At 72.1% G+C, this 22190-nt stretch carries 21 protein-coding genes; 4 read left to right on the forward strand and 17 right to left on the reverse strand.

Features of this window, described 5'->3' with window-relative positions; all coding sequences use genetic code 11:
• Positions 1–134: 134 nt before the first annotated feature.
• The 8 genes from ABH928_RS24775 to ABH928_RS24810 form a co-directional block, all read right to left on the reverse strand.
• Positions 135–779, reverse strand: coding sequence for a 1-hydroxy-2-methyl-2-butenyl 4-diphosphate reductase (locus ABH928_RS24775; protein ID WP_370070155.1), 645 nt, complete (start codon positions 777–779; stop codon positions 135–137).
• A complete protein-coding gene (gene shc / locus ABH928_RS24780; RefSeq protein ID WP_370070157.1) occupies positions 776–2935 on the reverse strand; it encodes a squalene--hopene cyclase in 2160 nt (719 codons plus the stop codon). The genes ABH928_RS24775 and shc overlap by 4 nt, the downstream gene beginning before the upstream one ends.
• Before the next feature lie 4 nt (positions 2936–2939).
• On the reverse strand, positions 2940–4106 hold the full coding sequence (locus tag ABH928_RS24785; protein WP_370070159.1) for a polyprenyl synthetase family protein: 1167 nt from the start codon (positions 4104–4106) through the stop codon (positions 2940–2942).
• Positions 4106–5470, reverse strand: a complete 1365-nt coding sequence (gene hpnE, locus ABH928_RS24790; protein ID WP_370070161.1) for a hydroxysqualene dehydroxylase HpnE — start codon at positions 5468–5470, stop codon at positions 4106–4108. Before hpnE ends, ABH928_RS24785 begins: the two co-directional genes overlap by 1 nt.
• Before the next feature lie 109 nt (positions 5471–5579).
• Positions 5580–6509 carry a presqualene diphosphate synthase HpnD gene (hpnD, locus tag ABH928_RS24795; RefSeq protein ID WP_370070163.1) on the reverse strand — a complete coding sequence of 310 codons (930 nt, stop codon included), beginning with the start codon at positions 6507–6509 and terminating at the stop codon, positions 5580–5582.
• Positions 6506–7546: a squalene synthase HpnC gene (gene hpnC, locus ABH928_RS24800; RefSeq protein ID WP_370070387.1), complete on the reverse strand. Its 1041-nt coding sequence runs from the start codon at positions 7544–7546 to the stop codon at positions 6506–6508. The genes hpnD and hpnC overlap by 4 nt, the downstream gene beginning before the upstream one ends.
• Positions 7547–7864: 318 nt before the next feature.
• Positions 7865–8677, reverse strand: coding sequence for an ABC transporter ATP-binding protein (locus tag ABH928_RS24805; RefSeq protein ID WP_370070389.1), 813 nt, complete (start codon positions 8675–8677; stop codon positions 7865–7867).
• A 7-nt stretch (positions 8678–8684) separates the two neighbouring features.
• Positions 8685–9566 carry an ABC transporter permease gene (locus tag ABH928_RS24810; RefSeq protein WP_370070391.1) on the reverse strand — a complete coding sequence of 294 codons (882 nt, stop codon included), beginning with the start codon at positions 9564–9566 and terminating at the stop codon, positions 8685–8687.
• A gap of 202 nt (positions 9567–9768) precedes the next feature.
• On the opposite strand from ABH928_RS24810, the gene ABH928_RS24815 reads away from it, so the two are divergent.
• Both ABH928_RS24815 and ABH928_RS24820 read left to right on the forward strand, forming a co-directional pair.
• Positions 9769–10431 (forward strand): TetR/AcrR family transcriptional regulator, encoded by a 663-nt coding sequence (locus ABH928_RS24815; RefSeq protein WP_370070165.1) that lies wholly within the window; start codon positions 9769–9771, stop codon positions 10429–10431.
• Positions 10428–11144 (forward strand): pyridoxal 5'-phosphate synthase, encoded by a 717-nt coding sequence (locus tag ABH928_RS24820; protein ID WP_370070167.1) that lies wholly within the window; start codon positions 10428–10430, stop codon positions 11142–11144. Before ABH928_RS24815 ends, ABH928_RS24820 begins: the two co-directional genes overlap by 4 nt.
• 184 nt (positions 11145–11328) lie before the next feature.
• Here the strand turns inward: ABH928_RS24820 and ABH928_RS24825 are convergent, their stop codons facing one another.
• On the reverse strand, positions 11329–11808 hold the full coding sequence (locus tag ABH928_RS24825; protein ID WP_370070169.1) for a hypothetical protein: 480 nt from the start codon (positions 11806–11808) through the stop codon (positions 11329–11331).
• Between the two features lie 152 nt (positions 11809–11960).
• Here ABH928_RS24825 and ABH928_RS24830 point away from each other — a divergent pair, with 152 nt between their 5' ends.
• The gene (locus tag ABH928_RS24830; protein WP_370070171.1) at positions 11961–12395 is read left to right on the forward strand and encodes a nuclear transport factor 2 family protein; all 435 of its coding nucleotides are present in this window, start codon (positions 11961–11963) and stop codon (positions 12393–12395) included.
• Between the two features lie 47 nt (positions 12396–12442).
• On the opposite strand, the gene ABH928_RS24835 is transcribed toward ABH928_RS24830, so the two are convergent.
• The 3 genes from ABH928_RS24835 to ABH928_RS24845 form a co-directional block, all read right to left on the reverse strand.
• Positions 12443–12727 (reverse strand): hypothetical protein, encoded by a 285-nt coding sequence (locus ABH928_RS24835; RefSeq protein ID WP_370070173.1) that lies wholly within the window; start codon positions 12725–12727, stop codon positions 12443–12445.
• A gap of 112 nt (positions 12728–12839) precedes the next feature.
• On the reverse strand, positions 12840–13859 hold the full coding sequence (locus ABH928_RS24840; protein ID WP_370070175.1) for a hypothetical protein: 1020 nt from the start codon (positions 13857–13859) through the stop codon (positions 12840–12842).
• 99 nt (positions 13860–13958) lie between these two features.
• A complete protein-coding gene (locus tag ABH928_RS24845; RefSeq protein WP_370070177.1) occupies positions 13959–15161 on the reverse strand; it encodes a DNA glycosylase AlkZ-like family protein in 1203 nt (400 codons plus the stop codon).
• A 210-nt stretch (positions 15162–15371) separates the two neighbouring features.
• Here ABH928_RS24845 and ABH928_RS24850 point away from each other — a divergent pair, with 210 nt between their 5' ends.
• On the forward strand, positions 15372–16841 hold the full coding sequence (locus tag ABH928_RS24850; protein WP_370070179.1) for a cellulase family glycosylhydrolase: 1470 nt from the start codon (positions 15372–15374) through the stop codon (positions 16839–16841).
• A 3-nt stretch (positions 16842–16844) separates the two neighbouring features.
• Here the strand turns inward: ABH928_RS24850 and ABH928_RS24855 are convergent, their stop codons facing one another.
• The 5 genes from ABH928_RS24855 to ABH928_RS24875 are packed head-to-tail and all read right to left on the reverse strand — an operon-like array spanning position 16845 to position 22165.
• Complete coding sequence (locus ABH928_RS24855) at positions 16845–17618, reverse strand: ABC transporter ATP-binding protein (RefSeq protein WP_370070181.1); 774 nt, start codon at positions 17616–17618, stop codon at positions 16845–16847.
• Positions 17615–18616 carry an ABC transporter ATP-binding protein gene (locus ABH928_RS24860; RefSeq protein ID WP_370070183.1) on the reverse strand — a complete coding sequence of 334 codons (1002 nt, stop codon included), beginning with the start codon at positions 18614–18616 and terminating at the stop codon, positions 17615–17617. The genes ABH928_RS24855 and ABH928_RS24860 overlap by 4 nt, the downstream gene beginning before the upstream one ends.
• A complete protein-coding gene (locus ABH928_RS24865) occupies positions 18613–19548 on the reverse strand; it encodes an ABC transporter permease (protein ID WP_370070185.1) in 936 nt (311 codons plus the stop codon). Before ABH928_RS24865 ends, ABH928_RS24860 begins: the two co-directional genes overlap by 4 nt.
• Positions 19545–20492 carry an ABC transporter permease gene (locus ABH928_RS24870; RefSeq protein ID WP_370070187.1) on the reverse strand — a complete coding sequence of 316 codons (948 nt, stop codon included), beginning with the start codon at positions 20490–20492 and terminating at the stop codon, positions 19545–19547. The genes ABH928_RS24865 and ABH928_RS24870 overlap by 4 nt, the downstream gene beginning before the upstream one ends.
• Positions 20492–22165 (reverse strand): ABC transporter substrate-binding protein, encoded by a 1674-nt coding sequence (locus tag ABH928_RS24875; protein ID WP_370070189.1) that lies wholly within the window; start codon positions 22163–22165, stop codon positions 20492–20494. The genes ABH928_RS24870 and ABH928_RS24875 overlap by 1 nt, the downstream gene beginning before the upstream one ends.
• Between the last annotated feature and the right edge of the window lie 25 nt (positions 22166–22190).

Here is a 22190-nt window from a genome sequence, read left to right on the forward strand (position 1 = left end):
ATCGGCGCACCCCCACCGACCGGGACATTCCCCACCATGATCCGACGGCTCTGACGACGCGGAGCCAACAGCTCCAGCGGCACGGACGGCATTCCGAGGGACACGGCGGTCATGGCAGAACTCCTCAGCAGAACTCAGCAGAATTGCGGATGCCAGGTCGCGAGCACCAGCCCGACCTGCTTGAGCGCGCGCAGCGCGCGGGGGCCGTGCACGAGGGTGGCCGGCCGGACCAGCTCGTGCTCGGGCGTGTCCACAACGACGCGAACGGCCAACAACGGCAGTCCGGTGGCCACTCGAAAGGCCGCCGCCGTCTCCATGTCGACGCCGACCACGCCGGACTCGGCCAGCCGGGCGCGCTCGGCGCCCCTGACCACGTGGTCGCTGGAGCGCAGCACACCGTGACGCACGGTCAGTCCGGCCGCGCGCAGAGCCTCGGCGGTCGCCTCGGCCCAGCCCTCGTCGGTTCGCGCGGCCACGCCCTGATCGTCGCGCACCTCGGTGGCGACCAGGACGTCGGCGGGGCGTGTTCCCGGGACCACGGCAGCGCCGAGGCCCGCGAAGGCCAGTCCGCACGGCGCGTGCGCCGCAGCGGCGAGCGCGTCGCCTACGGCGCGCTCCGCCCGAGCGGGGCCCATGCCGGTGCGCAGGACCGGGCGCGGGCGCATTCCCCGGCCCGGGCGCGCGCCCCGCAGGGCGCGCGCCTCGATGCCCAGCGCGCACGCCACCAGGGGTGCGCCGGGCGGGTCGGGATCCGGACCCGCGTCCGGACCGGGTCTCACCGCAACCGCCGCCCGGCCAGGGAGGGCAGCAGCCGACGCGAGACCGGTGCTTCCTGCCCGCCCGCCGGGCCCGGCAGACCGCGTCGCGAACCGGCGGCACCGCTGACGGCGCTCCCGGTGGCGCTCCCCACGGTGTCCTCACTCGGCGTCAGGTGCGGGGTGCCGTACAGGTAGCGGCCGAGCGCGGTGACCGGGAAGACCAGCCGGTAGAGGTTGTAGTTGATGGAGAAGTCCCACGGGAACCCCGTCCCGGTGAACTCCGGCTCGTCCCAGGTGCCCTCGGGCAGCTGGGTCTCCGCCAGCCAGCGCACGCCGCGGTCGACGCAGGAGCCGGACTCCCCCGCCGCCAGCAGCGCCATCAGCGCCCAGGCGGTCTGCGAGGCCGTCGACGTGCCGCGACCGGCCCAGGACTTGTCCTGGTAGGAGCGCATGTCCTCGCCCCAGCCGCCGTCCTCGTTCTGCTTCTCCTCCAGCCAGTCGACCGCCCGGCGGATCGCCCGGTGGTCGGTCGGCAGCCCGGCGGCGACCAGCGCGGGGACCACCGAACCGACGCCGTAGACGTAGTTGGTGCCCCAGCGGCCGAACCAGGAGCCGTCCGCCTCCTGCTCCTTGAGCAGCCAGTCGATTCCGCGCCGGGTCCGCACGTCCCCGGCCTTGCCGTCGGCGGCCAGCATCTCCACCACGTGCGCGGTGACGTCCGCGGACGGCGGGTCGACCACCTCGCCGAAGTCGCAGAAGGGCAGCTTGTTCGGCAGCGTGCTGGTGTTGTCGACGTCGAACGCCGCCCAGGCGCCGTTCTTGGACTGCATGCCGAGCACCCAGTCCACGCCGCGACGGGTGGACGCGCCGATCTTGCCGGGCTCCGGGTGGGCGATCCGGCGCAGCGCCAGCACCACCTCGGCGGTGTCGTCGATGTCCGGGTAGTTGTCGTTGTCGAACTCGAACGCCCAGCCGCCCGCCGGGAGATCCGGACGCTGCACGGCCCAGTCGCCGCGGCGGACGACCTCCTCGCCGATCAGCCAGTCGGCCGACCGGACCAGCGCCTCGTGGTCGGCGGGCAGGCCCGCGTCGGCCAGCGCGGTGAGCGCCAGGCAGGTGTCCCAGACCGGCGACTGGCAGGCCTCGATCCAGCGGTGGCCCTCGTCGGTGTGGACGGTGAACCGGTCGAAGGCGGCCAACCCGGCCTTCATGACCGGGTGTTCCAGGTCGTAGCCGAGCAGGTGCAGCGCGATCAGCGAGTAGACGGCCGGAGGCTGGATGCCGCCCCAGCAGCCGTCGGCCTCCTGCCGCTCCACGATCCACCGGGCCGCCTGTTGCAGCGCGAGGCGGCGCAACGACTTGACCGGCATCCGGTGGTAGTAGTGCAGCGCCTTGTCGAGCCGGTGGAAGAACCCGTCCCAGGTGTACGCGGGGGCGATCGGCCGACTGCGGAAAGGGTTCTCCGGATCGGTGTGCAGCTCGTCCAGCGCGAAGGGCGCGGGACGGACCGGGCGGTGCGCCGAGACGACCGTCAGCGGCACGATGGTCTGCCGCGCCCAGCAACCGAACGAGTAGATGTTCAGCGGGAAGTTGCGCGGCAGGAAGATGACCTCCGGCGGCAGCTCCGGGAGCCGCTCCCAGGGCCACCAGCCGAACAGCGCCAGCCAGATCCGGGTGAACACCCGGGTGGCGGCGATTCCCCCCTGCTCGCGGATCCACCGGGAGGCCCGCTTCATGTGCGGTGCCTCCGGGTCGTCCCCGGCGAGCTTGAGCGCCACATAGGCCTCGACCGTGGTCGAGAGCTCGGAGGGGCCACCGTAGAAGGTGGCCCAGGTGCCGTCCGCCCCCTGCTGCGAACGGATCCAGTCCGCGGTGGCGCGCGTCTGCTCCTCGGTGCGGATGCCCAGGAACTGACGGAGCAGCAGGTCCTCGGCGTCCATGGTGACGTTGGTCTCCAGGTTGCCCTTCCACCAGCCGGCCTCGTCCTGCAGGCCCAACAGGTGCTGGACGGCGCGGTCGAGTGTCTCGCGCGCGACCTGGTCGGTGTCCGTCTCGGTGCTTGCAGTTGCCTCGGTGCTTGCAGTGCTGTCGGTGTGTGCAGTGCTCCCGGTGGTGCCCTCCGCGGCCGGCTCCGCGTCGTGCTGTGGGTCGAGCCGGCCGTCCGGGGATGCTGTCATGTCGTCACCTCTCCCTAACCACAACGAACTCGGCGAGCGCGGCGAACTGTGCCCGCACCTCGGCGGGCATGGCGACCTCGTCCAGCGCCGCCAGCGCCGTGCTGTGCTGTCGACGGGCCTCCTCCGCCGTCCAGGCGCGGCCACCCGCCTCCTCGATCAGCGCTGCGCGCACCGCAAGTTGTTCCTCGTCCTCGTGACCTCGTCCCTCCTCGTCGGCGAGCAGCTCGGCCAGACGCAGGGAGGCCTTGCCGCCCTCGGCCAGCGCGGCGGACACCGGGAGGGACTTCTTCCGCTGGCGCAGGTCGCCGAAGTTGGGCTTGCCGGTGACCTCGGTCTCGCCCCAGATGCCGAGCAGGTCGTCGACGGCCTGGAAGGCGAGACCCAGGTGGTAGCCGTACCGCTCCAGCGCGTCCGCCGCCTTGTCGTCCATGCCGGCCAGCACCGCGCCGATGGAGGCGGAGACGGCCAGCAGCGCGCCGGTCTTGTTGCCCTCCATCTCCAGGCACTCCTCGACGCTGACCCGGTCGCGGTGCTCGAAGGAGAGGTCCTGGGCCTGGCCGTCGATCAGCTTGAGGGTGGCGGTGGTGATCCGCTGCACCGCGCGCCCGGCGTCGACCGCGGTGGCGGTGCCCTGCGTCGCGGTCTCCAGCAGGATCGCGTTGGCCAGCGCCATCATCGCGTCGCCGACCAGGATGGCCTGGGCCGGGCCGAACACGGTCCACACGGTGGCCCGGTGACGGCGGGTCTCGTCGCCGTCCATCAGGTCGTCGTGCAGCAGCGAGAAGTTGTGCACCAGCTCCACCGCGACGCCGCCGGGGACGCCCACGGAGGCCGGCGCACCCGCGGCACGGGCCGAGAGCAGCGCCAGCGCCGGACGCACGGCCTTGCCGCTGTCGCCCTTGGTCGGGCGCCCCTCGGCGTCGGTCCAGCCGAAGTGGTAGGCGGAGACCGCGTCCATGGGCGGCGCGAGGCGGGCGACCGCCTCCCTGAGCACCGGGGTGCACAGCGTCCTGCCGTGGTCGAGCAGGGACAGCACGTCGACTGCCTCCGCCGTCGGTGCCTGATCGGGGCGCGCTACCACGCTCGTACCCTCTCCGTTCGCTCTGGGCTCGTGCTGCCCGGTGTTGTGCTCGGCATTGTGCTCTTCGGCCTGCGTCTGAACGTCGGTCATCACAGCTCCCTCAGGACGCTACGAGCCGCGGCCGTCCCGCTGCGCACGGCGCTCTCCATGGTCGCGGGCCACCCGGTGGCGGTCCACGAACCGGCCAGGTGGACACCCGGGGTCAAGGTGCGCGGCCCCGGCCGCAGCCGGGCGGTGCCGGGCGCGGGCGCGAAGGTCGCGGTGCGCTCCCTGGTCACGAAGAACTCGGTGACCTCCGCCTGGCGGGCGCGCGGCAGCAGCCGCTCCAGCGCGGGCAGGTAGCGCTGCCGGAGCGTGGCCACCGGCAGGTCGATCTCCGCCTGGGCGGCGGACTGCGACAGCGCGACGTACTGGCCGGGGCCCGTCAGGCCGGAGTGCGACGTGCGGTCGAAGACCCACTGCACCGGCGAACCGAGCGCGGCCAGGAACGGCCGGTCCAGCACCGGGCGGTCGTAGACGACGTGCACGTTGAGGATGGGCGCGTAGCCGAGCTGCAGCAGGTTCTCCGGCTCGGCCAGCGAGCCGGGCGGCAGCAGCGCATGCGCGGCGTCCTGCGGCACGGCCAGGACCAGGGCGTCCACGTCGGTCATCGTCTCGGCGCCGCCGATCAGACGCTCGCCCTCCAGCTGGACCAGGTGGCGGCCCTCGCCGTCGGGCTTGACCTCGACCGCGCGGGCGCGCAGCAGCACCCGCACCCCGGCGCGCTCCAGTGCGGCGCGCGCCATGTCGTCGTGGATCCGGCCCAGCGGCACCCGGGCGAAGCCGATGTCGGAGGCGCCGGGCTCGGAGAGCAGGCCGGTCTTGAAGACCATGGCGGCCAGCGCCAGTGACGACTCGTCGGCGGTCGCGTTGAGCGTGGCGACCCCGACCAGGTCCCACAGCGCCTCGACGGCGCGCGCGGACTGGCCGTGCGCACGCAGCCAGTCGCCGAAGGACTGCTGGTCCAGCGCCGGGTCGGCCAGGTCGAGCTGCTTGAGCGCGAGCGCGGCCTTGCCGGTCGCCGCACGCTCGGCGAGGCTCAGGTGCGGGTAGCGGACCAGCCCACGGCCCAGGTGCAGCGGCACCGGCAGCGGGTCGCGCCGGATGCTGCCCGAGCGGCCGGTGTTGACGTCGCGTACCGGCACGTCGAGGCGCGGCTGGAGCCAGACCTCGTCGCGCACGCCGAGCCGCTGCAACAGGCCGCGGTAGGCCGTGCAGCAACGGAGGAAGACGTGCTGGCCGTTGTCGACGGTCAGCGCGCCGCGCTGGAACGAGAACGCCAGGCCGCCGAGCCGCGGCCGGGACTCGGCCAGCGTGACGGAAAGTCCCGCGTCGGCCAGGCGCAGCGCGGCGGTGATGCCCGCCAGACCTCCCCCGACGACGAGTGCCCTGCGCATGCCGAGCCGCCCGCTCATACGGGCCACCCCCCTTCGCCGACCCGCGTCGGCCTCGACGCCGCGCGGCGTCGAGTGGTTCCCCACCACGCCGAGCGGGCAAACGGCTTGGACACGATCGGGCGGTTGTTCAAGAGCTACGCCCTCCGACCAGCCCCGAGAGTGCTACATAGGCCTTCTCCCAGCCGGGCAGCGAGACCCGGCCGCGCAGCACGGCCTCCGGCTCCGCGATGATCCGCTCCAGCACCCGGTGGTAGATCCCGGCCATCGCGCCGACGCAGGCGCGGCTGCGCCGGTCGAGCATCGGCAGCAGCCGCAGGCCCTCGTCGAAGTACCCCTGGGCGCGGCGCGCCTCGAAGAGGACCAGGCCGCGGAAGTCGGCCCCCGGCGGCGGCGTGTCCAGGCCGAAGCCCTGCTCGCAGCCGTACCGGGCCAGGTCCTCCGCGGGCAGGTACACCCGGCCGTTGAGGGCGTCCTCGCGGACGTCGCGGAGGATGTTGGTCAGCTGCAGCGCGAGGCCCAGGGTGTCGGCGTACTCGGCGCCGCGCTTGGGGTCCGTGCAGCCGAAGACGGAGAGCGAGAGCACGCCGATGGTGCCCGCCACGCAGCGGCAGTAGTGGCGCAGCTCCTCGAAGCTGGCGTACGAGGTGCCTCGAACGTCCATCTCCATACCGTCGATCAGTTCGTCGAAGGAGTCCAACGGAATCGGGAAGACCGAGCAGGCGTGCGCCAGCGCGACCTTGACCGGGTCCGTGTCCTCCGGCTCGACCGCGCCCTCACGGATCCGGTCCAGCAGGCCCCGGGTAGCGCCGAGCTCCTCGAACTTGCGCGCGTCGGACCAGCCGCCGTCGCCGATGTCGTCGATCCGGCGGGCCAGGGCGTAGATCGCGGACATGGCCTGGCGCTTGGCGACCGGCAGCAGCCGGATGCCGTAGGAGAAGTTCTTGGCCTGGCTGCCCGTCACCGCCTCGCAGTACCGGTAGGCCGCCGCCACCTGGGGTGACAGCGGCTCGGCCGCCGGGTCGGACGCCGGGTCGGACGCCGTGGTCTGCCGACTCACCTCGTACCCTTCGCTTCCTTGCGCCGCAGCGCGTCGTCGTGCCGGTCCGCCCCACTGCCGGTCCCGCGCGCCGGTCGAATCCCCCGCGCCGGCCTACCGGGCAGCAGGGCGCGCGCCGCCTCTGCGGCGAGTCGGCCCTTGCCGGCCTTGGGAGCTCCCGCGAGCACGTCGTACCCGGCTGCCGCGACGGCCCCGAGCGCGGCGTAGCCACCGGCCGAGAAACCGGCCAGCAGCACCCGCAGCCGTCCGGAGACCGAGCCGATCAGCGGCGCGCCCTCGTCGAGCAGCGCCCGGGCCCGATCGGACTCGAACAGCACCAGGCCGCGCAGGGCCGTACCCGCGTGCGGCGCGTCGAGCTCCCGTTCGGTCACGCCGAAGCGTTTCATGTCCTGCTGCGGCAGGTAGACCCGGCCCCTGGCCCGGTCCTCGGCGACGTCCTGGAGGTGCTCGACCACCTGGAGCGCGCTGCAGACGGAGTCGGACCAGCGGACGCGCTCCGGGGTGGCCAGATGGGCCAACTGGAGCACCAGGCGTCCCACCGGGTTGGCGGACAGCTCGCAGTAGCCCATCAGGTCGTCGAAGGTCTGGTAGGTGGCGACCCGCTGGTCCACCCGGTTGGCCTCGATCAGGCCGCGGAAAGGCTCGACGGTCAAACCGTGCTCGTCGATCACCGGCACCAGCGCGGCGATCAGCGGATGCCGCGGCCCCTCGCCGCTGCCGCGCAGCACGCGTTCGAAGGCGGCGTCCACGTCGGCGTCCAGGGCGTCCAGCAGGGCCAGCCGGAAGGCCGTCTCGGCCGCCTCGTCGCGCTCCTGCTGCCAGTCCACGCCCAGCAGCTCGGCAGTGCCGCGCGGGTCGGGCAGGTCGCCGTCGCCCGCGTCGTCGATCAGCCGGGCGAAGCCGTAGACGGCCATCAGCCCCTGGCGCATGTAGGACGGCAGGAAGAAGGGGGCGACCGGGAAGTTCTCCCGAGTCGCCTTGTCGAGCACCGCACTGGAGGAGCCGGCCCGGGTCTCCCCGGCGGACTCCTCGGACATGTGTTCACCGGACTGCTGCCGACGCATCGTCATGACCGCCACCCCCCCGTTCTACACCGATCTTGACAGGCTGCCCACAGGGGACACGCCTTGCAGGTCAGCGGCCACCGCCTGGCCCGGCCCCTCACCCCGTCGCCGGGCATGACGGCATGCCGCTTCACACATAGCTTCGATCTTGTTCACACCCTACGTCCACGCAGCCTACGACCTCACGCCGACAGCCGCCGCGAGGGGTACTCGCGGCGGCTGTCGGTGTCGGCCCGTGGGTCGGACACGTGCGGGTACGTCCTGGTCGGACGAAATCCCGTCGAACGCGTCCTACTTGCGCGTGGCGGTCCAGTCCTCGTACTCCTTGACGACGTCCTCGGTGTCGCCGTCGGCCCGGATGACGCCGTGCTCCAGCCAGATGGTCCGGTTGCAGGTCTCGCGGATGGTCGAGTTGCTGTGCGAGACCAGGAACACCGTACCGGCCTCCTTGCGCAGCTCGCGGATGCGCTCCTCGCTCCGCTTGCGGAAGGCCGCGTCACCGGTGGACAGCGCCTCGTCGATCATCAGCACGTCGTGGGTACGGGCCGCCGAGATGGAGAACCGCAGACGCGCACTCATGCCGGACGAGTACGTGCGCATCGGCAGCGAGATGAAGTCGCCCTTCTCGTTGATGCCGGAGAAGTCGACGATCTCCTGGTACTTCTCGCGCACCTCGGCGTAGGTCATGCCCATCGCCAGGCAGCCCAGCACCACGTTGCGCTCGCCGGTCAGGTCGTTCATCAGCGCCGCGTTCACGCCGAGCAGCGAGGGCTGGCCGTCCGTGTAGATCGCGCCGGAGGCAGGCGGGAGCAGGCCCGCGATGGCGGCGAGGGTGGTGGACTTGCCGGAGCCGTTCGAGCCGATCAGGCCGACCGCCTCGCCCTTGTAGGCGGTGAAGCTGATGCCCTTGACCGCGTGCACCTCGCTGAGCGCGGGCGAGGCCTTGCGCATCATGATCCGGGACAGGGCGGAGGTGGCCGAGCCCTTGCCGGCACCGGCGCCGTAGATCTTGTAGATGATGTGGACGTCGTCCACGACCACCGTGGGGATCTTCTCGTCGGGAGCGGGCGGCGGGCCTTGCGGCTCCAGCACGCTGTCGATCATCTCCTGGTCATCCACGGCCGTACTCCTCCTCAGCCTTCCAGAAGAAGACATATCCGCCGAGGCCACCGATCACGGCCCAGGCAGCGGCCATCACCCAGACGTGGTGCGGCAGGCTGCTCGCCGGCACCGAGTCCATCAGGGCGTAGCGCATCAGTTCGTTGAAGATCAGCGCGGGGTTCAGGTCGATCGCCACGGCGGCCGGGTGCGGCAGGTGCGCGGTGACCGTGCTGACCGACCAGAAGATGCCCGACAGGTACATCCAGGTGCGGATGATGAACGGCATCAGCTGGGCCATGTCGCTGGTCTTGGCGCCGATCCTGGCCATCCACATGGCCAGACCCGCGTTGAAGCACGACTGGAGGATCAGGATCGGGATCACCAGCAGCCAGTGCATGGTGATCGGCAGGCCGCTGACCAGGATGATCACGCCGAGCACGCCCATCGAGATCACCAGCTGCTGGAGCTGGTTGATCGTGAAGGCGATCGGCAGGCAGGCACGCGGGAACTGCAGCGCGCGGATCAGGCCCAGGTTGTCCGAGATGGCACGGGTGCCGTTCAGCACCGCCTGCTGGGTGAAGTTGAAGACGAAGACACCCGTACACAGGTACGGGATGTAGTCGGGGATGCCCCGGCTCGTCCCCAGCAGCATGCCGAAGACCAGGAAGTAGACGCCCGCGTTCAGCAGCGGCGTCAGGACCTGCCAGACCTGGCCCAGCTTCGACGACGAGTACTGCACCACGAGCTTCGCGGTGGCATACGCGCCGATGAAGAACCGCCGGGCCCAGAGCTGCCGGGAGTACTCGAACAGCGAAGGGCGCTTGCCGCTCAGCTTCAGGCCGTACTTCGCCGCCAGCTCGGCGGGGCTGAGCCCCGCGTCCGGGTCGGCCATGTCTGCCGCCCGTTGCTCATACACCGTGGACACGCTACTCCCAAGCATCCGTCCCACTGGACAGGACGAAACGGTATCGTCTCATCCTGAAGAGACGCTAACGGGGACTGGCGACGGAACGCAACCGTAACGTCGCAACGCTGGCGTAGCGTTGGCTTCACAAAACGGAGCCGGACACTCACCAGTGCTGACAGGGGAGCATATGGGAACTCAGTCGACGCCTGCCGCCCTTGCGGATCCAGCGGATTCACAGGCAACGTCCAGCCCGGCGGCCGGAGAGGCGAAACGGCAGCCCACGGGGGCGGCGGTGCTGCGCGACGATGTGACCGAAGCCATTCGCGCCGCCGTGTTCGAGGAGCTGGCCACCACCGGTTACGCCCGGTTGTCGATCGAGGCCGTGGCACGGCGCGCCGGGGTGGGCAAGACGGCGGTCTACCGGCGCTGGCGCTCCAAGCTGCCGATGGTGATCGAGGTCGTCTCCGACCTGGTCACCACCGGCGTCGTGCTCCCCGACACGGGCTCGTTGGAGCTGGACCTGCGGCTGCTGATCCAGGTCGTCTACCGGGTGCTGCGCCACCCGCTGGCCGCGCAGATCGTCCCCGACCTGCTGGCCGAGGCCGCGCGCAACCCCGACATCGCCGGGACGCTGGCCCTGGCGCTGCGCGAGAGCCAGCGCGAGAGCAGCGCCGCGCTCGTCGAGCGGGCCATGAACCGCGGCGAGCTCCCGACCGGCACCGACCCCGACCTGGCGCTGGACCTGATCGCCGGCCCGCTCTACTGGCACCTGCTGGTGACCCGGGAGCCGGTGACCCAGAAGTACCTGGAACGGCTGGCCCGCTCCATCGCCGCAGCGCTGCGCGCATGAGCGGGACCCCTGCGGGCGACGCCGTGGACCCTCGGGAGGGCCTCGGCCCGGTGCGGCGGCTGCTCTTCGGCGTGCCGATGATGGCGGGCGAACTGCCCGGGTTCGACCCCGACGACCCCGGGCAGGCGCCCGAGGAACCGTTTCCGCTGTTCCTCGCCTGGCTGACCCGCGCCGTCGCCGAGGGCGTCCGGGAGCCGCACGCGATGACGCTCGCCACGGTGGACGCCGACGGCGTCCCCGATCTGCGGGTGGTCGCGCTGCGCGACGCCGACGAGCACGGCTGGACCTTCGCCACCGACGCGGGCAGTCCCAAGGCGCGGCAGTTGTCCGGGCAGCCGCACGCCGCGCTCGGCTTCCACTGGCGCGAGCAGGCCCGCCAGATCCGCATCCGCGGCCCGGTGGAGCGGGCGGACGCCGGCACGGCCGCGGCGGACTTCCTGAGCCGCCTCCCGGGCTCCCGCGCGGCGAGCCTGGTCGGTCACCAGAGCGAGGTGCTGCACGACCCGGCGGAGCTGCCACGCGCGTTCGCGGGCGCGTTGGCCCGCGTCGAGGCGGAGCCGGATGCGGTGGATCCGCAGCACGCGCTGTTCACGCTCCGCGCGACCACGGTGGAGTTCTGGCAGGGCGCCCAGGGACGCGGCCACGTCCGCCTCCGCTACCGGGCCGCGCAGCCCGGGACCCGGACCTGGACGCGGGAGCGCCTCTGGCCCTGACGGGCACCGGCGCGGAGCAGCGTCCGGTGAACTCACGGGTATTCGTTACGAGTTCGTCATCTGCACGTTCGCTCCCGCAGGTGGCTGCACACGCCCCGCTCGTCGCGCCCACGCGGCGGAGCCGCACATCAGCAGAGCCTCGCGCCCCTGGATGGTGCAGCCTCCCGTCTGCGGAAGGAGCTGCCTACTGCTTCGTCCAGCGGTCGCGGCCGTCGGAGCCCGCCTTGCAGACGAGCTTCGTGCTGCCGTTGGTCGCCGTCGCGCCCGAGGTCGCACAGAACTGGCCCGCCGAGGCAGAAGCGGACGCGTTCACCGCGGAGGTCCAGCGGTCCTTGCCTGCGGAGTCCTTCTTGCAGGTCATCGCCTGGCCGGAGCGCGTCTCGCCGTTCTCGCCGCTCACCGAGCAGAACGCGCCCGCGGTCACGCCCTTCACGAGCGCCTTCGAGGACGCCTTCGCGGAGACGCTGGCCTTCACGCTGGCCTTCACGCCGGCTGCCGCACCCTCCGCCGCGGACTTCGCGGCGGAGGCGACCGAGGAGGCCTTGCCGCTGGCGGCGCTGCCGACCGCCGCCTTCGTGCTGCTGGAGCAGCCCGCCGTGCCGGCGAGCGTCGCCGCGGTCAGGCCGCACAGCAGGAGCATGGTCGGACGTCGGTGTGTGAGCATGACTGGCGCCTCTCGTCGTGGTCCCTACCACTCCGAACGTAGGAGCGCGTGCGACCCCGCGCCCCCTGCGCTAGCCCGATCCGGTGATCACCTCACAGCCCGTCAGTGCCCTGCTCTTCACTTCTCCGCGCCTCCCGCCCACACTGGCGCGCATGTTGACGCTTCAGGAGATCTCCGACCGCCTGGAGATCCAGGAACTGTTCGCGCGTTACGCGCATGCCGTGGACGGCCGCGACTGGGCGGCACTGAAAGAGGTCTTCACCGAGGACGCCGTCGTGGACTACACGGCGATGGGCGGGCCGCGCGGGACGGTGCCCGAGATCTGTGCGTTCCTGGAGTCGGTGCTGCCGATGTTCCCGGCCACCCAGCATCTGGTGGCGAACATGCTGGTCGAGATCGACGGGGACCGCGCCACCGCGCGGACGATGTGTCACAACCCGATGCAGCTGCCCGACGAGGGCGGACTGCTGCAGTGCGGGCTCTGGTACGTCGACCGGCTGGTGCGCACCGCGGCGGGGTGGCGGCTGGCGGAGCGGGGCGAGGAGAAGGCGTACCAGGTCGTGCTGAAGCAGGCCACGGCGGAGTAGCGCGTCACGGGGACGCCCCACCCGCCGTGGCCCGGCGGAGCCGCGGGTTACCGCCCCCGGCTGCCGAAGAGCGAACGGGAGAGCCGACGCAGCGGAGCCAGCAGGACCGTGCGCGAGAAGCGGTTGGGGCGTGCCGCAACCGCAGGCTCGTTGACGGAAATGCCGCGCGGCGTCAGCTCCCTTATCAGGCCGACCGCCTCGGCGACCTCGATCTGCGGCAGCGCGGGCGCGCCGAGCACCGCGAGGTGCCGGTCGAGCCGACGGCTCGCCACACCCGTGCCGCACTGGACCGCAGGAATGCGCGGCCTGCGCAGCTGTTGCATCTGTTCCATGTCCCACCCCTTGGAAGGCACCAGGGCCGTGTGCGAAGCCTATCCGCCCCGTGAGGTCGGTGTGCAACTGTCCGTCCAGTTGGAGAGAGTACCCCGCAACACTGACACCTACTCAAGCGGGGTTGCCCGCACCGGATTCCGGTCCGCCGAGGGCTCCCGACGGTGCGACCGAGGGTGCAACCGGGGGCGCGATCGGTGCGGTCGGCGATGCATTCCGTCGCGTGGTCGGCGGCAGGGCCTGCGGCAGCACGACGGAGAGCCCCAGGCCGGACATACCCAGGCCGAGGAGGAGCATCAGCACCGCGACCACGCCCGACGCGCCGACCGAGCCCCAGCGGACCTGGTCCGCGTAGCGGAGCAGACCGGCCAACCCGAGCAGCCCGGTGACCACCAGGGCGACCATACCGTGGCGTACCCGCTGCAGTTCCCGGTCGCGGACGGTCATCAGCATCGCGATACTGAACGTCAGCGCGAACGCGGCGAGCACCCGGATGTCGAGCTGACCCGCCGTCCAGGGCCAGTTCCGGGCGGCCCAGCCGGGTGAGGCGAAGAGGAGGCCGCCGAGGACGGCCAGGAAGAAGCCTGAGGAGACGGTCGGCAGCGCCACCCACCACGGCATCGGCCCGGGCCGCGGAGCCGTGCGGGACACCGAACGACCGGCAGCCCCGAACCGCTGCACGCCAAGCCCCACCGCTCCGCTCAGCGGCGCGAGCAGATGGAAGCCGAGCCAGCCGTACGCGGCGAGCACGGCGAAGAGCTGACCGCCCGTCAAGTGCAGTGTGCCGCGGTCCAGCAGGATCGCGGCCAGCATCAGCAGCATGAAGAGGGAGGAGCTGAGCACGCTGACCCGCGCCTGGGCCCACTGCCGGGCACGGGCGGCGCAGAGCCAGAGCATCGCGCAACTACCCGCGTACCCGGCGCCGATCAGGGTGGCGGTGACCGGGGACATGGTCCAGGCGAAGAGCAGGTCCGTGTGTGAGGGGGCGAGTGTCAGCAGCAGTCCGGCGTAGGCGGCGCCCAGCGTCCGGGGCACCACCATGGCGAGGCGCACGACCGGGCTGAGCGGATTGGCCGGGCTGAGCGGACTGAGCTGACCGACCGGGTGGAGCGGACTGCCGGTGCTCACCGTCACGGCTGCTCCCAGTGCTCCCTTGACGGACCCTCTGCTGGAGGTGGCGTCAGCATAGGGGCATGGCCGTGCACTGTCAGCCCGCTGTACGGCGGAGGTTCCTCAGCCGTTGCCGCCCGCCCCGCGCATCGCGGCGATCTTGGGCACGCGGCTCCTGGGCGAGTCCAGGCTGAAGCCGCGGGCGTCGCCGAGCTGGTCGCGGACGAAGGCCTCGGTGCGGGTCAGCGCGTCCTGGAGTGCGGCGTCGAGCGGGACGAAGAGCTGGTGGACCAGCTCGGACCGCTCGGTGTCGTACTCCCAGAACCCCACGATCCGGCCGCGGTCGACCACGAGGTGGCACTGCGGGTCGGCGTCCGAGCCGAAGACCCGCCCGGCCTTGGCGCCCGGGACGGGCCGCTCGGCGTCCGCGGGGTCGACCAGGCGGACGAGGTCACGGTGGAGCAGGTGGATACCGTCGATCCCGGCCAGTAGCGCGTAGTGCGGCTTCTCGGGACGTCGGTAGGCCGAGAACTCCTCGGCCAGCTCGGGCGGGAGCAGCAGGTCCGTGCCCTCGACCGGGGCCAGGCCGAGCGGCGCTATCGCGGCCTTGGCTCGGGCGGCGGTGAAACCGGAGAACCAGCGGAAGTGCGGGAGCGAGGCCGGCGCGGCCCAGGCGAAGTAGCGCCGGGCCAGCTCGACGTCGGCCTCCGCCACCCCCACCGGCCTTGCCTGCCAGCGGACATAGCCGTAGCGCTGCTGGTCCAGTCGGCCGTTGACCGGGGCGCGGCGGATCTCACCGCTCGCCTGGAGCAGCCCGAGGGCGAGCGGGAGCGTGGTCGCGGTGCCGCGCTTCCTGCCCGCCTCACCCAGGCTGCGGACCGCGTCGCCGACGGCGTCCTTGATCCGGGCAGGGTCGAGCGGGCCGGGAGCCGACTCCAGCGCGGCCAGCACGGCGGCCCGCAGCGCGTCGGTCTCGGCGTCGGTCACACCCAGGTGCTTGCGGGCTGCCGCGAGCTCGCCCTCGGGCGCGCCCGCGCCGAGGGTGAGGCCGAGGGCGAAGTCGGCGGCCGGGAGGACATAGGTGCAGCCGCGCGCCGAGGGGAGCTCGTGGATCTCCAGCGCGGCGACGGCCTCGTCCACGACCTCGCGCGAGAGCCCGGCACGGGCGAAGAGCCCGAGGTAGGGAGCGGCGCCCCCCACGGACCTGGCCCAGCCGGAGCGCGTCAGCACGGTGGCCGGGTCGGCCCCGGACAGCGAGCCGTCGAGACCCTGGCGGTGTGCCCACCAGGCGCGCAGGTGGGCGGGGTCGAGCTCCGGTGCGGTCATGGGTCCGAGTATCGGGGACGGCACTGACATCGCCCGGCAGCGGACGTGGAAGCCGGGGCAGAAGGAGGCGGAGAAGGAGGCGCGGCAGGGAGCGGCGTCGACAAGAAAACATGAGGAATACTCGCGTTAGCCTTGCGCCTGCGGGAGCCGGGGAGCATGATCGGCGGCCATCGGACTGCTTCCCCCGGCCCGCCCCCTTCGGAGGTGCCCTTGCGCGCCCGTCGCTCCGCAGCAGTGATCGCCCTCGCACTGGCCGCCGGCCTCGCTGCACCCGCCATCGCCACCGCCCGCCCGGCCACTGTTCCAGCCGTCGCCGCAGCGTCCGTCCCCGCCGCCGGGCCGCTGGGGTTCACCGACGACCAGGGGCGGCTGCTCGGCCTGCGCGGCTTCAACGTCGACAAGTACGACGAGACCACCCCCGCCGACATCCGTGCCATTGCCGCGCACGGCTTCGACCTGATCCGTCTCGACATCACCTGGGCGCGGCTGGAGCCGCAGCGCGGCGTCTACGACGAAGCGGAGTTCCGCAAGCTGCAGACCCTGCTGGACGCCGCCGACCGCTACGGACTGCGTGTGGTGATCGACTTCCACCAGGACGTCTTCGGCCCCAAGTACGACGGCGGCAGCCCGGACGGCGCGCCGCTCTGGGCCACCCGGGACGACGGCCTGCCCTTTGTGCCCGACCCGAGCGACTGGTTCGCCGGGTACTTCCAGCCCGCCGTCCAGCGCGCCTTCACCCACCTCTACGACGACGCCGATCTGCGGCTCGACCAGGCCGACTTCTACGCCCACGTCGCCCGCGAACTGCGCGGCCACCGCTCGCTGCTGGGCTACGACCTGTTCAACGAGCCCAGCGGCCCGATCGCGGGCGACCCGACGGACCCGGCGAACCAGATCGCCGCCTCAGCCGCGCTGGAGCAGGGACGGCTGGCGGCGATGTACCGGCGGCTGATCGCGGCGGTGCGCAGCCAGGACTCCGGCTCCTGGATCTTCGTCGAGCCGACGGTGCTGGTCGGCGAGGGCGTCCCGACGCAGTTGCCCGGCTTCACCGATCCCCGGCACGGCGCGCCACGGATCGGGTACGCGCCGCACTTCTACGACACGAACGTGGAGAACGGCCAGGACTGGAACCCGGCGGACGGCTTCATCCAGAACTACCTCTCCGCCATCACCGCCTATCCGACGGCGCACCACATGCCGGTCCTGGTCGGCGAGTGGGGGCCGCCGGATGCGGACCGACCGGGCAACACCCAGCTCGTCGCCCAACAGGTCGCGGCCATGCGGCAGTTCGCCGCCGGTTGGACCATGTGGTACTGGGGCGAGGGCAACGGCGGCTACACCCCGCTCGGCCCCGACGGCACCCCGCACCCCGGCGACGCGCCCGTCTTCGCGCCCTACGCACGGGCGTTGGCGGGCAGCCCGGTCAGCGACTCGTACGACGCGGCGACCGGGGTGTGGACGTTGCAGTACCGCACCAGCACGGTGAAGGCCCCCACCCAGGTCGTGCTGCCGCCCTCGGTCTACCCCGGCGGAGCGGCGATCGCGGTCACCGGCGCGGGGTCGGCCCGCACCCACCTCGACGTCCGCCAGCCGCACGACGGCTGGTACGGGACGGCGGACATCTCCGTCCCGTCGGCCCGGCCGGGGACCGTGCTGACGGTCACCGTCCGGCCCGCCTGACGGTCAGCCCCCCACGGTCCAGCCGGGGACCGGGACCGCCTCGCGCAGGGCGCGGGTGTACTCCTCCGCCGGATCGTCCAGGATCCGCGCGCAGTCGCCCTGTTCGACCACCTGCCCGCGCCGCAGCACCAGCGCGGTGTCGCACAGCTGCCGGACCACGGCCAGGTCGTGCGAGATCAGCAGGTAGGCGATCCCGGTCTCCTGGCGGATGTCCGCCAGGAGGTTGAGGATCTGCGCCTGGATCGACACGTCCAGCGCCGAGACCGCCTCGTCCAGCACCAGCACCTTCGGCCGGGCCGCCAACGCTCGTGCGATGGCCACGCGTTGACGCTGGCCGCCGGAGAGGTCGCGTGGCCTGGCGTGGGCCTGACGCTCGGTCAGGCCCACCTGGTCGACCAGCTCGGTCAGCCGCTCCGCACGCTCGGCGGCGGAAAGGCCGCCGTGGTGCCGGAGCACCTCCTCCACCGCCGCCCGCGCGCTCTGGCTCGGGTCCAGCGAGGTGTAGGGGTCCTGGAAGACGATCTGCAGCTCCCGCGCGCGGGCGTTGCGTTCGCCGCCGCCGCGCGCGGGACGGCTCCGGTCGCGGCCCATGACCGCGATGGTGCCGCTGCTCGGGCGCTCCAGGCCGACCAGCATCCGGGCGACGGTGGTCTTGCCGGAGCCCGACTCCCCCACGATCCCGAGCGAGCCGCCCGCCGGGATGGTGAAGTCGACGTCGACGACGGCGTGGTGGGCCTTGAAGAACTTGTTCAGGCCCCGCACCTCAACGGCGTTCATGCGGTCGCCTCCTCACTGATGCGGTCCGGGTGGATCTCCGCAAGCCGACCGCAGCGGACCAGGCCACCGTCGAACTCCGTCAGCTGCTGCGGAGTGCTGTGGCAGTCCTCCACCGCGAAGCCGCACCGCGGTGCGAAGGCGCAGCCGGGACCCGCCTCGAAGGCCGAGACCGGGCGGCCTGGGATGGCCCGCAGCCGCTCCGCCCGCTCGTCGATCGCCGGACGCGAGCCCAGCAGGCCCAAGGTGTACGGGTGCGCGGCGCGCTCGTGCAGCGTCTCGGCGCTGCGCAGTTCGACGATCCGTCCCGCGTACATCACCGCGACGCGCCCGCAGACGGCGAGGGCCAGATCGAGGTCGTGGGTGATGAAGACCATCCCCATGCCGCGCTCGCGGCGCAGCCGGTCGAGGATCGCGACGACCTCGCGCTGGATGGTGACGTCCAGCGCGGTGGTCGGCTCGTCGGCCAGGATCAGCCGGGGCTCGGCGAGCAGCACCGACGCGATCATCACGCGCTGGAGCATGCCGCCGGAGACCTCGTGCGGGTACTGGCGCAGTCGCCGCGCGGGGTCGTCGATGCCGACGTCCGCGAGCACCGCCTCGGCCCGGGCCAGCGCCTCCTTCTTCTTCAGGCCGCGGTTCTTGATCAGCGCCTCGATCAGGAAGGCCCCGATCCGCCGGGTCGGGTTGATGTGGGCGCGGGGGTCCTGGAAGACCATGCCGACACCGCCGTCGCGGTAACCGCGCAGTGCGGCGGCGTCCATCGCTCCGACGTCGCGGCCCTCGAAGCGGACGGTCCCGGAGGCGGTCGCGGCGGGCGGCAGCAGCCGGGTGACCGCGCGGACCGTCATCGACTTGCCCGAGCCCGACTCGCCGACCAGGCCGAGCGCCTCGCCGGGCGCGAGGGTCAGGTCCACGCCGTCGAGCAGGGTCCGCGAGCCGCCGTCGTCTGTGGCGAAGTCGACGGTCAGGCCGGACAGTTCCAGCAGGGGTGTACTCATCTCGCGGCTCCCACCGGGGTCTTGTCGTTCGACTCAGCGGCTCCCACCGCGGCGGGAGCCGTCCGCTGCCTCCTGGCCCGGCGCAGGTAGCCCGGCGGCTTCTCGCCGCTGATCCGGGCGCCCAGCACGGTCAGTGCGAGGACCGTCAGCACGATCAGCACGCCCGGCGCGATCACCGGCAGCCAGTAGCCCTTGAGCAGCGCGTCGCTGTCGCTGACCATCACGCCCCAGTCGGGCGTGGGCGCCTGGACGGCCAACCCCAGATAGGACAGGGACGCCAGGTCCAGCAGCGCGTAGCCGAAGGCGATGGCGGCCTGGCCGACGACCACCGGCATGATGTTGCGCAGAATGTGACGGACCGTGATCCGGACCGCGCCGAAGCCCTGCACCGCCAGCGCGTCGACGTACGGGCTGACCCGCTGCTGCCGCGCCGCCGCTCGGACGATCCGGGCCAGGAAGGGGATGTAGGCGATGGACAGCGCCACCACCGCCGGGGTGAGCCCCGGCCCGAACAGCGCCACCGTCAGCACGGCGAGCAGCAGGCCGGGGAGCGCGTAGACCAGGTCGAAGATCCGCGCCACCACGCCGTCGACCAGCCCGCCGTACCAACTCGCCGCCAGCGCCAGCGGAATGCCGATCAGCAGGGCCACGCCGACGACCAGCGCGGGGCCGAGCAGGCTCGTCCGCGAGCCGTAGATCAGCCGGGAGAGGATGTCGCGGCCGATGCCGTCCGCGCCCAGCAGATGGCTGCCGGACGGACCGGCGTAGGCGTCCAGCAGGTTGGCCTGGTTGGGGTCGGCCGGGGCGACCAGCGGCGCGGCGAGCGCCACCAGCAGCACCACGGCCAGGAAGACCGCGGCGACCGTGCCGGAGCGGCCCAACTGGCCGTACGTACGCGTGAAGAAGGCTTTCATGAGGTGCCCGGCTTTCATGAGCTGCTCCCTGCCTCGCGCAGGCGCGGGTCGACGAGGGCCTGGATCAGGTCACTGGCCGCGTTGCACAGCACGAACGCGGCGACCAGCATCAACGCCACGGCCTGGACGACCGGGAAGTCCTTCTGCGCCACCGACTGGATGGTCAGCTGCCCGATCCCGGGCACCGCGAACGCCGACTCGACGACCAGCGTCGAGGCGAAGGTCCCGGCGGTGAGCAGGCCGATCGCGGTGATGATCGGTGGCATGGCGTTGCGCAGGACGTGGCTGCGGAGCACGGTCGTCCGCGGCAGGCCGCGCACCAACGCGGTCTGCACGTGCTCGCGCTCCAGTTGCTCGCGGACCGCGTTGCGGGTGACCCGGGCCAGGAAGCCGCAGGAGATGACGGCCATGGCCACGGCCGGGAGCACCAGCCCGTCGAGCTTGCCGCCCAGGCCGTCGCCGATCCCGGAGGCCGGGAACCAGCCCGCCTTGACCGCGAAGACCGAGATCAGCAGCGCGGACGCGACGAACGGCGGGACGGTGACCGAGACCGAGGTGAGCGCGCTGACCGCGCCGTCGACGCGGCCGGGCAGCAGCGCCGCGGCCAGACCCATGCCCATGCCGAGCACGACGACCAGCACCATCGTCATCAGCACCAGCAGCAGCGTGTTGCCGAGCCCTGCGCCGATCCGGTCGGCGACCGGCTGGCCGGTCACCATCGAGGTGCCGAGGTCGCCGTGGACGACACCGGTCAGCCAGTCCCAGTAGCGCACGGGCAGCGGCTGGTCCAGGTGCAGCCGGTGCCGGACCGCCGCACGGACTGCGGGGCTCGGCATCCGGTTGCCGAAGAGCACGTTCTCCGGGCTGCCGGGCGCGAGGTAGAGGCTGCCGAAGATGAGGATGCTGGACAGGAAGAGCGTGGTGAGCAGGCCACCGAGGCGGTGCAGCAGGAGCCGGCCCATCAGGGCGCCCCGATCGCGCTGACCCAGGCGTTGTCCATGTAGGAGAACGTCAGCGGGGCGCCGGTGACGCCGTTGTTCTGGAAGAGCAGGGCGCGCGGTGCCACGATCGGGATCCAGGGCAGATCGGTGCCCAGGATGTCCTGCGCCTTGATGACGGCCTGGGCGCGGGCCGTCGGGTCGTTCGTGGCCTGGGCGGCGTCGAGCGCGGCCTGGACGGCCGGGTTGGCGTAGCCGTTGAAGTTCTGCACCCCGGTCTTGGCCGCGTAGCTCGCGTACATGGTCGCGGCCTCGGGGAACTCCATGTAGTTGATGGTCAGGAAGCCGTCGTAGCCGGACCGCGCCTTGGGGTCGGTGAAGAGGTTGCCGTACTGCTGGTCCGGCAGGCCGGCCAGCTTGACCTTGAGGCCGATCTGCTCGCCGGTCTGCTGCAGCACCTCGGCGAGCTGCGCCTGGGACGGCGTGCTGGCCGCGTAGGCGATGGTGACGGTCTTTCCGGTCGCGCCCGCCTGCTGCACCAGCTTGGTGGCGCCGGCGACGTCCGGACCCTTGACCAGCTTGTCGTAGGCGGCCTGGTAGGTGGACTGCGCCGGGTTGCCCAGCCAGAAGCCGGGACCGGCAACGGAGTAGAGCGGATCGGCCGCACCGTCGAAGAGCGCCTTGACGATGCCTTGCCGGTCGATGGCCATGGACAGCGCCTGCCGGGTGCGGGCGTCGGCGAGGCCGCCGCTGAAGCTGGAGACGACCAGATCGATGTTCTGCGTCGTCGAGCCCGCGCCGCCGATGTAGAGCTTGCCCGCGGCGGCCTTGCTCAGCTGCGGGATGGTCGACGCGGCCAGGTCGAACGCGCCCTGGAGCGAGCCCGAGGAGAGCGCGTTGGCCAGCGCGGACGGGTCGGAGAGGAATGTGAAGGTGACCGTGTCCGCCTTGCCCGCGTGGCTCGGGTCCCAGTAGTCCGGGTTCTTCTTCAGCACCATCTCGTTGGTGCCGTCGAAGGAGGCGATGGTGTACGGGCCGGAGCAGACCACGCCGACGTTGGCGTTGCCGAAGTTCGCTCCGGCCTTGACGGCGAATGCCTTCTCGACGATCGCCGCGCCCAGGATCCCGAGTTGACGGGTGAAGATGTAGTCCGGCTTGGTGAGCGCGACGGTCACCTGCTCCGGGCCGGTCGCCTTGATCGAGGCGACGTCGTTGTAGGAGTCGGCGTAGTTGCTGGCCTCGTTGGGGTCCATGTTGCGGGCCAGGCTGTAGACCACGTCGGCGGTGGTGACCGGCTTGCCGTCGCTGAACCTCGCACGCGGGTCCAGGTTCACCACGACGTGCTCCGGGTCGGGCTGGGTCCAGGACTTGGCGATGCCCGGATGCATCGAGTAGTCGGCGGCGACCCGGATCAGCGGCTCGCAGACGTTGCCGAGGATGGTCTCCTCGGGGTAGTCGGCCGTCTTGATCGGGTCCTCGGAGTAGGGCGCGCGGTAGTCGCCGGACCAGGTGAGCGAGGACAGCGCCTTGGTCCCGGGCGCGGTGGTCACCTGCGCGGTGGAGAAGTTGCTCTTCGCGTCCGGGGTGCTGCCGCCGCCCGAGCTGCACGCCGTGGTGGTGGCGAGCAGGGCGACCGCGGTACCGGAGAGCACGGCGCGGAGCAGCGGTCCGGAGGTTCTGGAGGTCCTTGAGGTCATGGTGGGGGTCTCCTCGGCGGTCGGG

Origin of the sequence: Streptacidiphilus sp. MAP5-3 (assembly GCF_041262505.1) — a bacterium.
Lineage (GTDB): Bacteria > Actinomycetota > Actinomycetes > Streptomycetales > Streptomycetaceae > Streptacidiphilus.

Excerpts from the sequence above, each read along its gene's own strand:
- hpnC (WP_370070387.1), bottom strand. The coding sequence starts at position 7,546 with ATGTCCGAGGAGTCCGCCGGGGAGACCCGGGCCGGCTCCTCCAGTGCG.
- ABH928_RS24875 (WP_370070189.1), bottom strand. The coding sequence starts at position 22,165 with ATGACCTCAAGGACCTCCAGAACCTCCGGACCGCTGCTCCGCGCCGTG.
- hpnE (WP_370070161.1), bottom strand. The coding sequence starts at position 5,470 with ATGAGCGGGCGGCTCGGCATGCGCAGGGCACTCGTCGTCGGGGGAGGT.
- ABH928_RS24810 (WP_370070391.1), bottom strand. The coding sequence starts at position 9,566 with ATGGCCGACCCGGACGCGGGGCTCAGCCCCGCCGAGCTGGCGGCGAAG.
- ABH928_RS24815 (WP_370070165.1), top strand. The coding sequence starts at position 9,769 with ATGGGAACTCAGTCGACGCCTGCCGCCCTTGCGGATCCAGCGGATTCA.
- ABH928_RS24825 (WP_370070169.1), bottom strand. The coding sequence starts at position 11,808 with ATGCTCACACACCGACGTCCGACCATGCTCCTGCTGTGCGGCCTGACC.
- ABH928_RS24835 (WP_370070173.1), bottom strand. The coding sequence starts at position 12,727 with ATGGAACAGATGCAACAGCTGCGCAGGCCGCGCATTCCTGCGGTCCAG.
- ABH928_RS24860 (WP_370070183.1), bottom strand. The coding sequence starts at position 18,616 with ATGAGTACACCCCTGCTGGAACTGTCCGGCCTGACCGTCGACTTCGCC.
- ABH928_RS24865 (WP_370070185.1), bottom strand. The coding sequence starts at position 19,548 with ATGAAAGCCGGGCACCTCATGAAAGCCTTCTTCACGCGTACGTACGGC.
- ABH928_RS24855 (WP_370070181.1), bottom strand. The coding sequence starts at position 17,618 with ATGAACGCCGTTGAGGTGCGGGGCCTGAACAAGTTCTTCAAGGCCCAC.
- ABH928_RS24870 (WP_370070187.1), bottom strand. The coding sequence starts at position 20,492 with ATGGGCCGGCTCCTGCTGCACCGCCTCGGTGGCCTGCTCACCACGCTC.
- shc (WP_370070157.1), bottom strand. The coding sequence starts at position 2,935 with ATGACAGCATCCCCGGACGGCCGGCTCGACCCACAGCACGACGCGGAG.
- ABH928_RS24820 (WP_370070167.1), top strand. The coding sequence starts at position 10,428 with ATGAGCGGGACCCCTGCGGGCGACGCCGTGGACCCTCGGGAGGGCCTC.
- ABH928_RS24785 (WP_370070159.1), bottom strand. The coding sequence starts at position 4,106 with ATGACCGACGTTCAGACGCAGGCCGAAGAGCACAATGCCGAGCACAAC.
- ABH928_RS24805 (WP_370070389.1), bottom strand. The coding sequence starts at position 8,677 with ATGATCGACAGCGTGCTGGAGCCGCAAGGCCCGCCGCCCGCTCCCGAC.
- ABH928_RS24830 (WP_370070171.1), top strand. The coding sequence starts at position 11,961 with ATGTTGACGCTTCAGGAGATCTCCGACCGCCTGGAGATCCAGGAACTG.
- ABH928_RS24845 (WP_370070177.1), bottom strand. The coding sequence starts at position 15,161 with ATGACCGCACCGGAGCTCGACCCCGCCCACCTGCGCGCCTGGTGGGCA.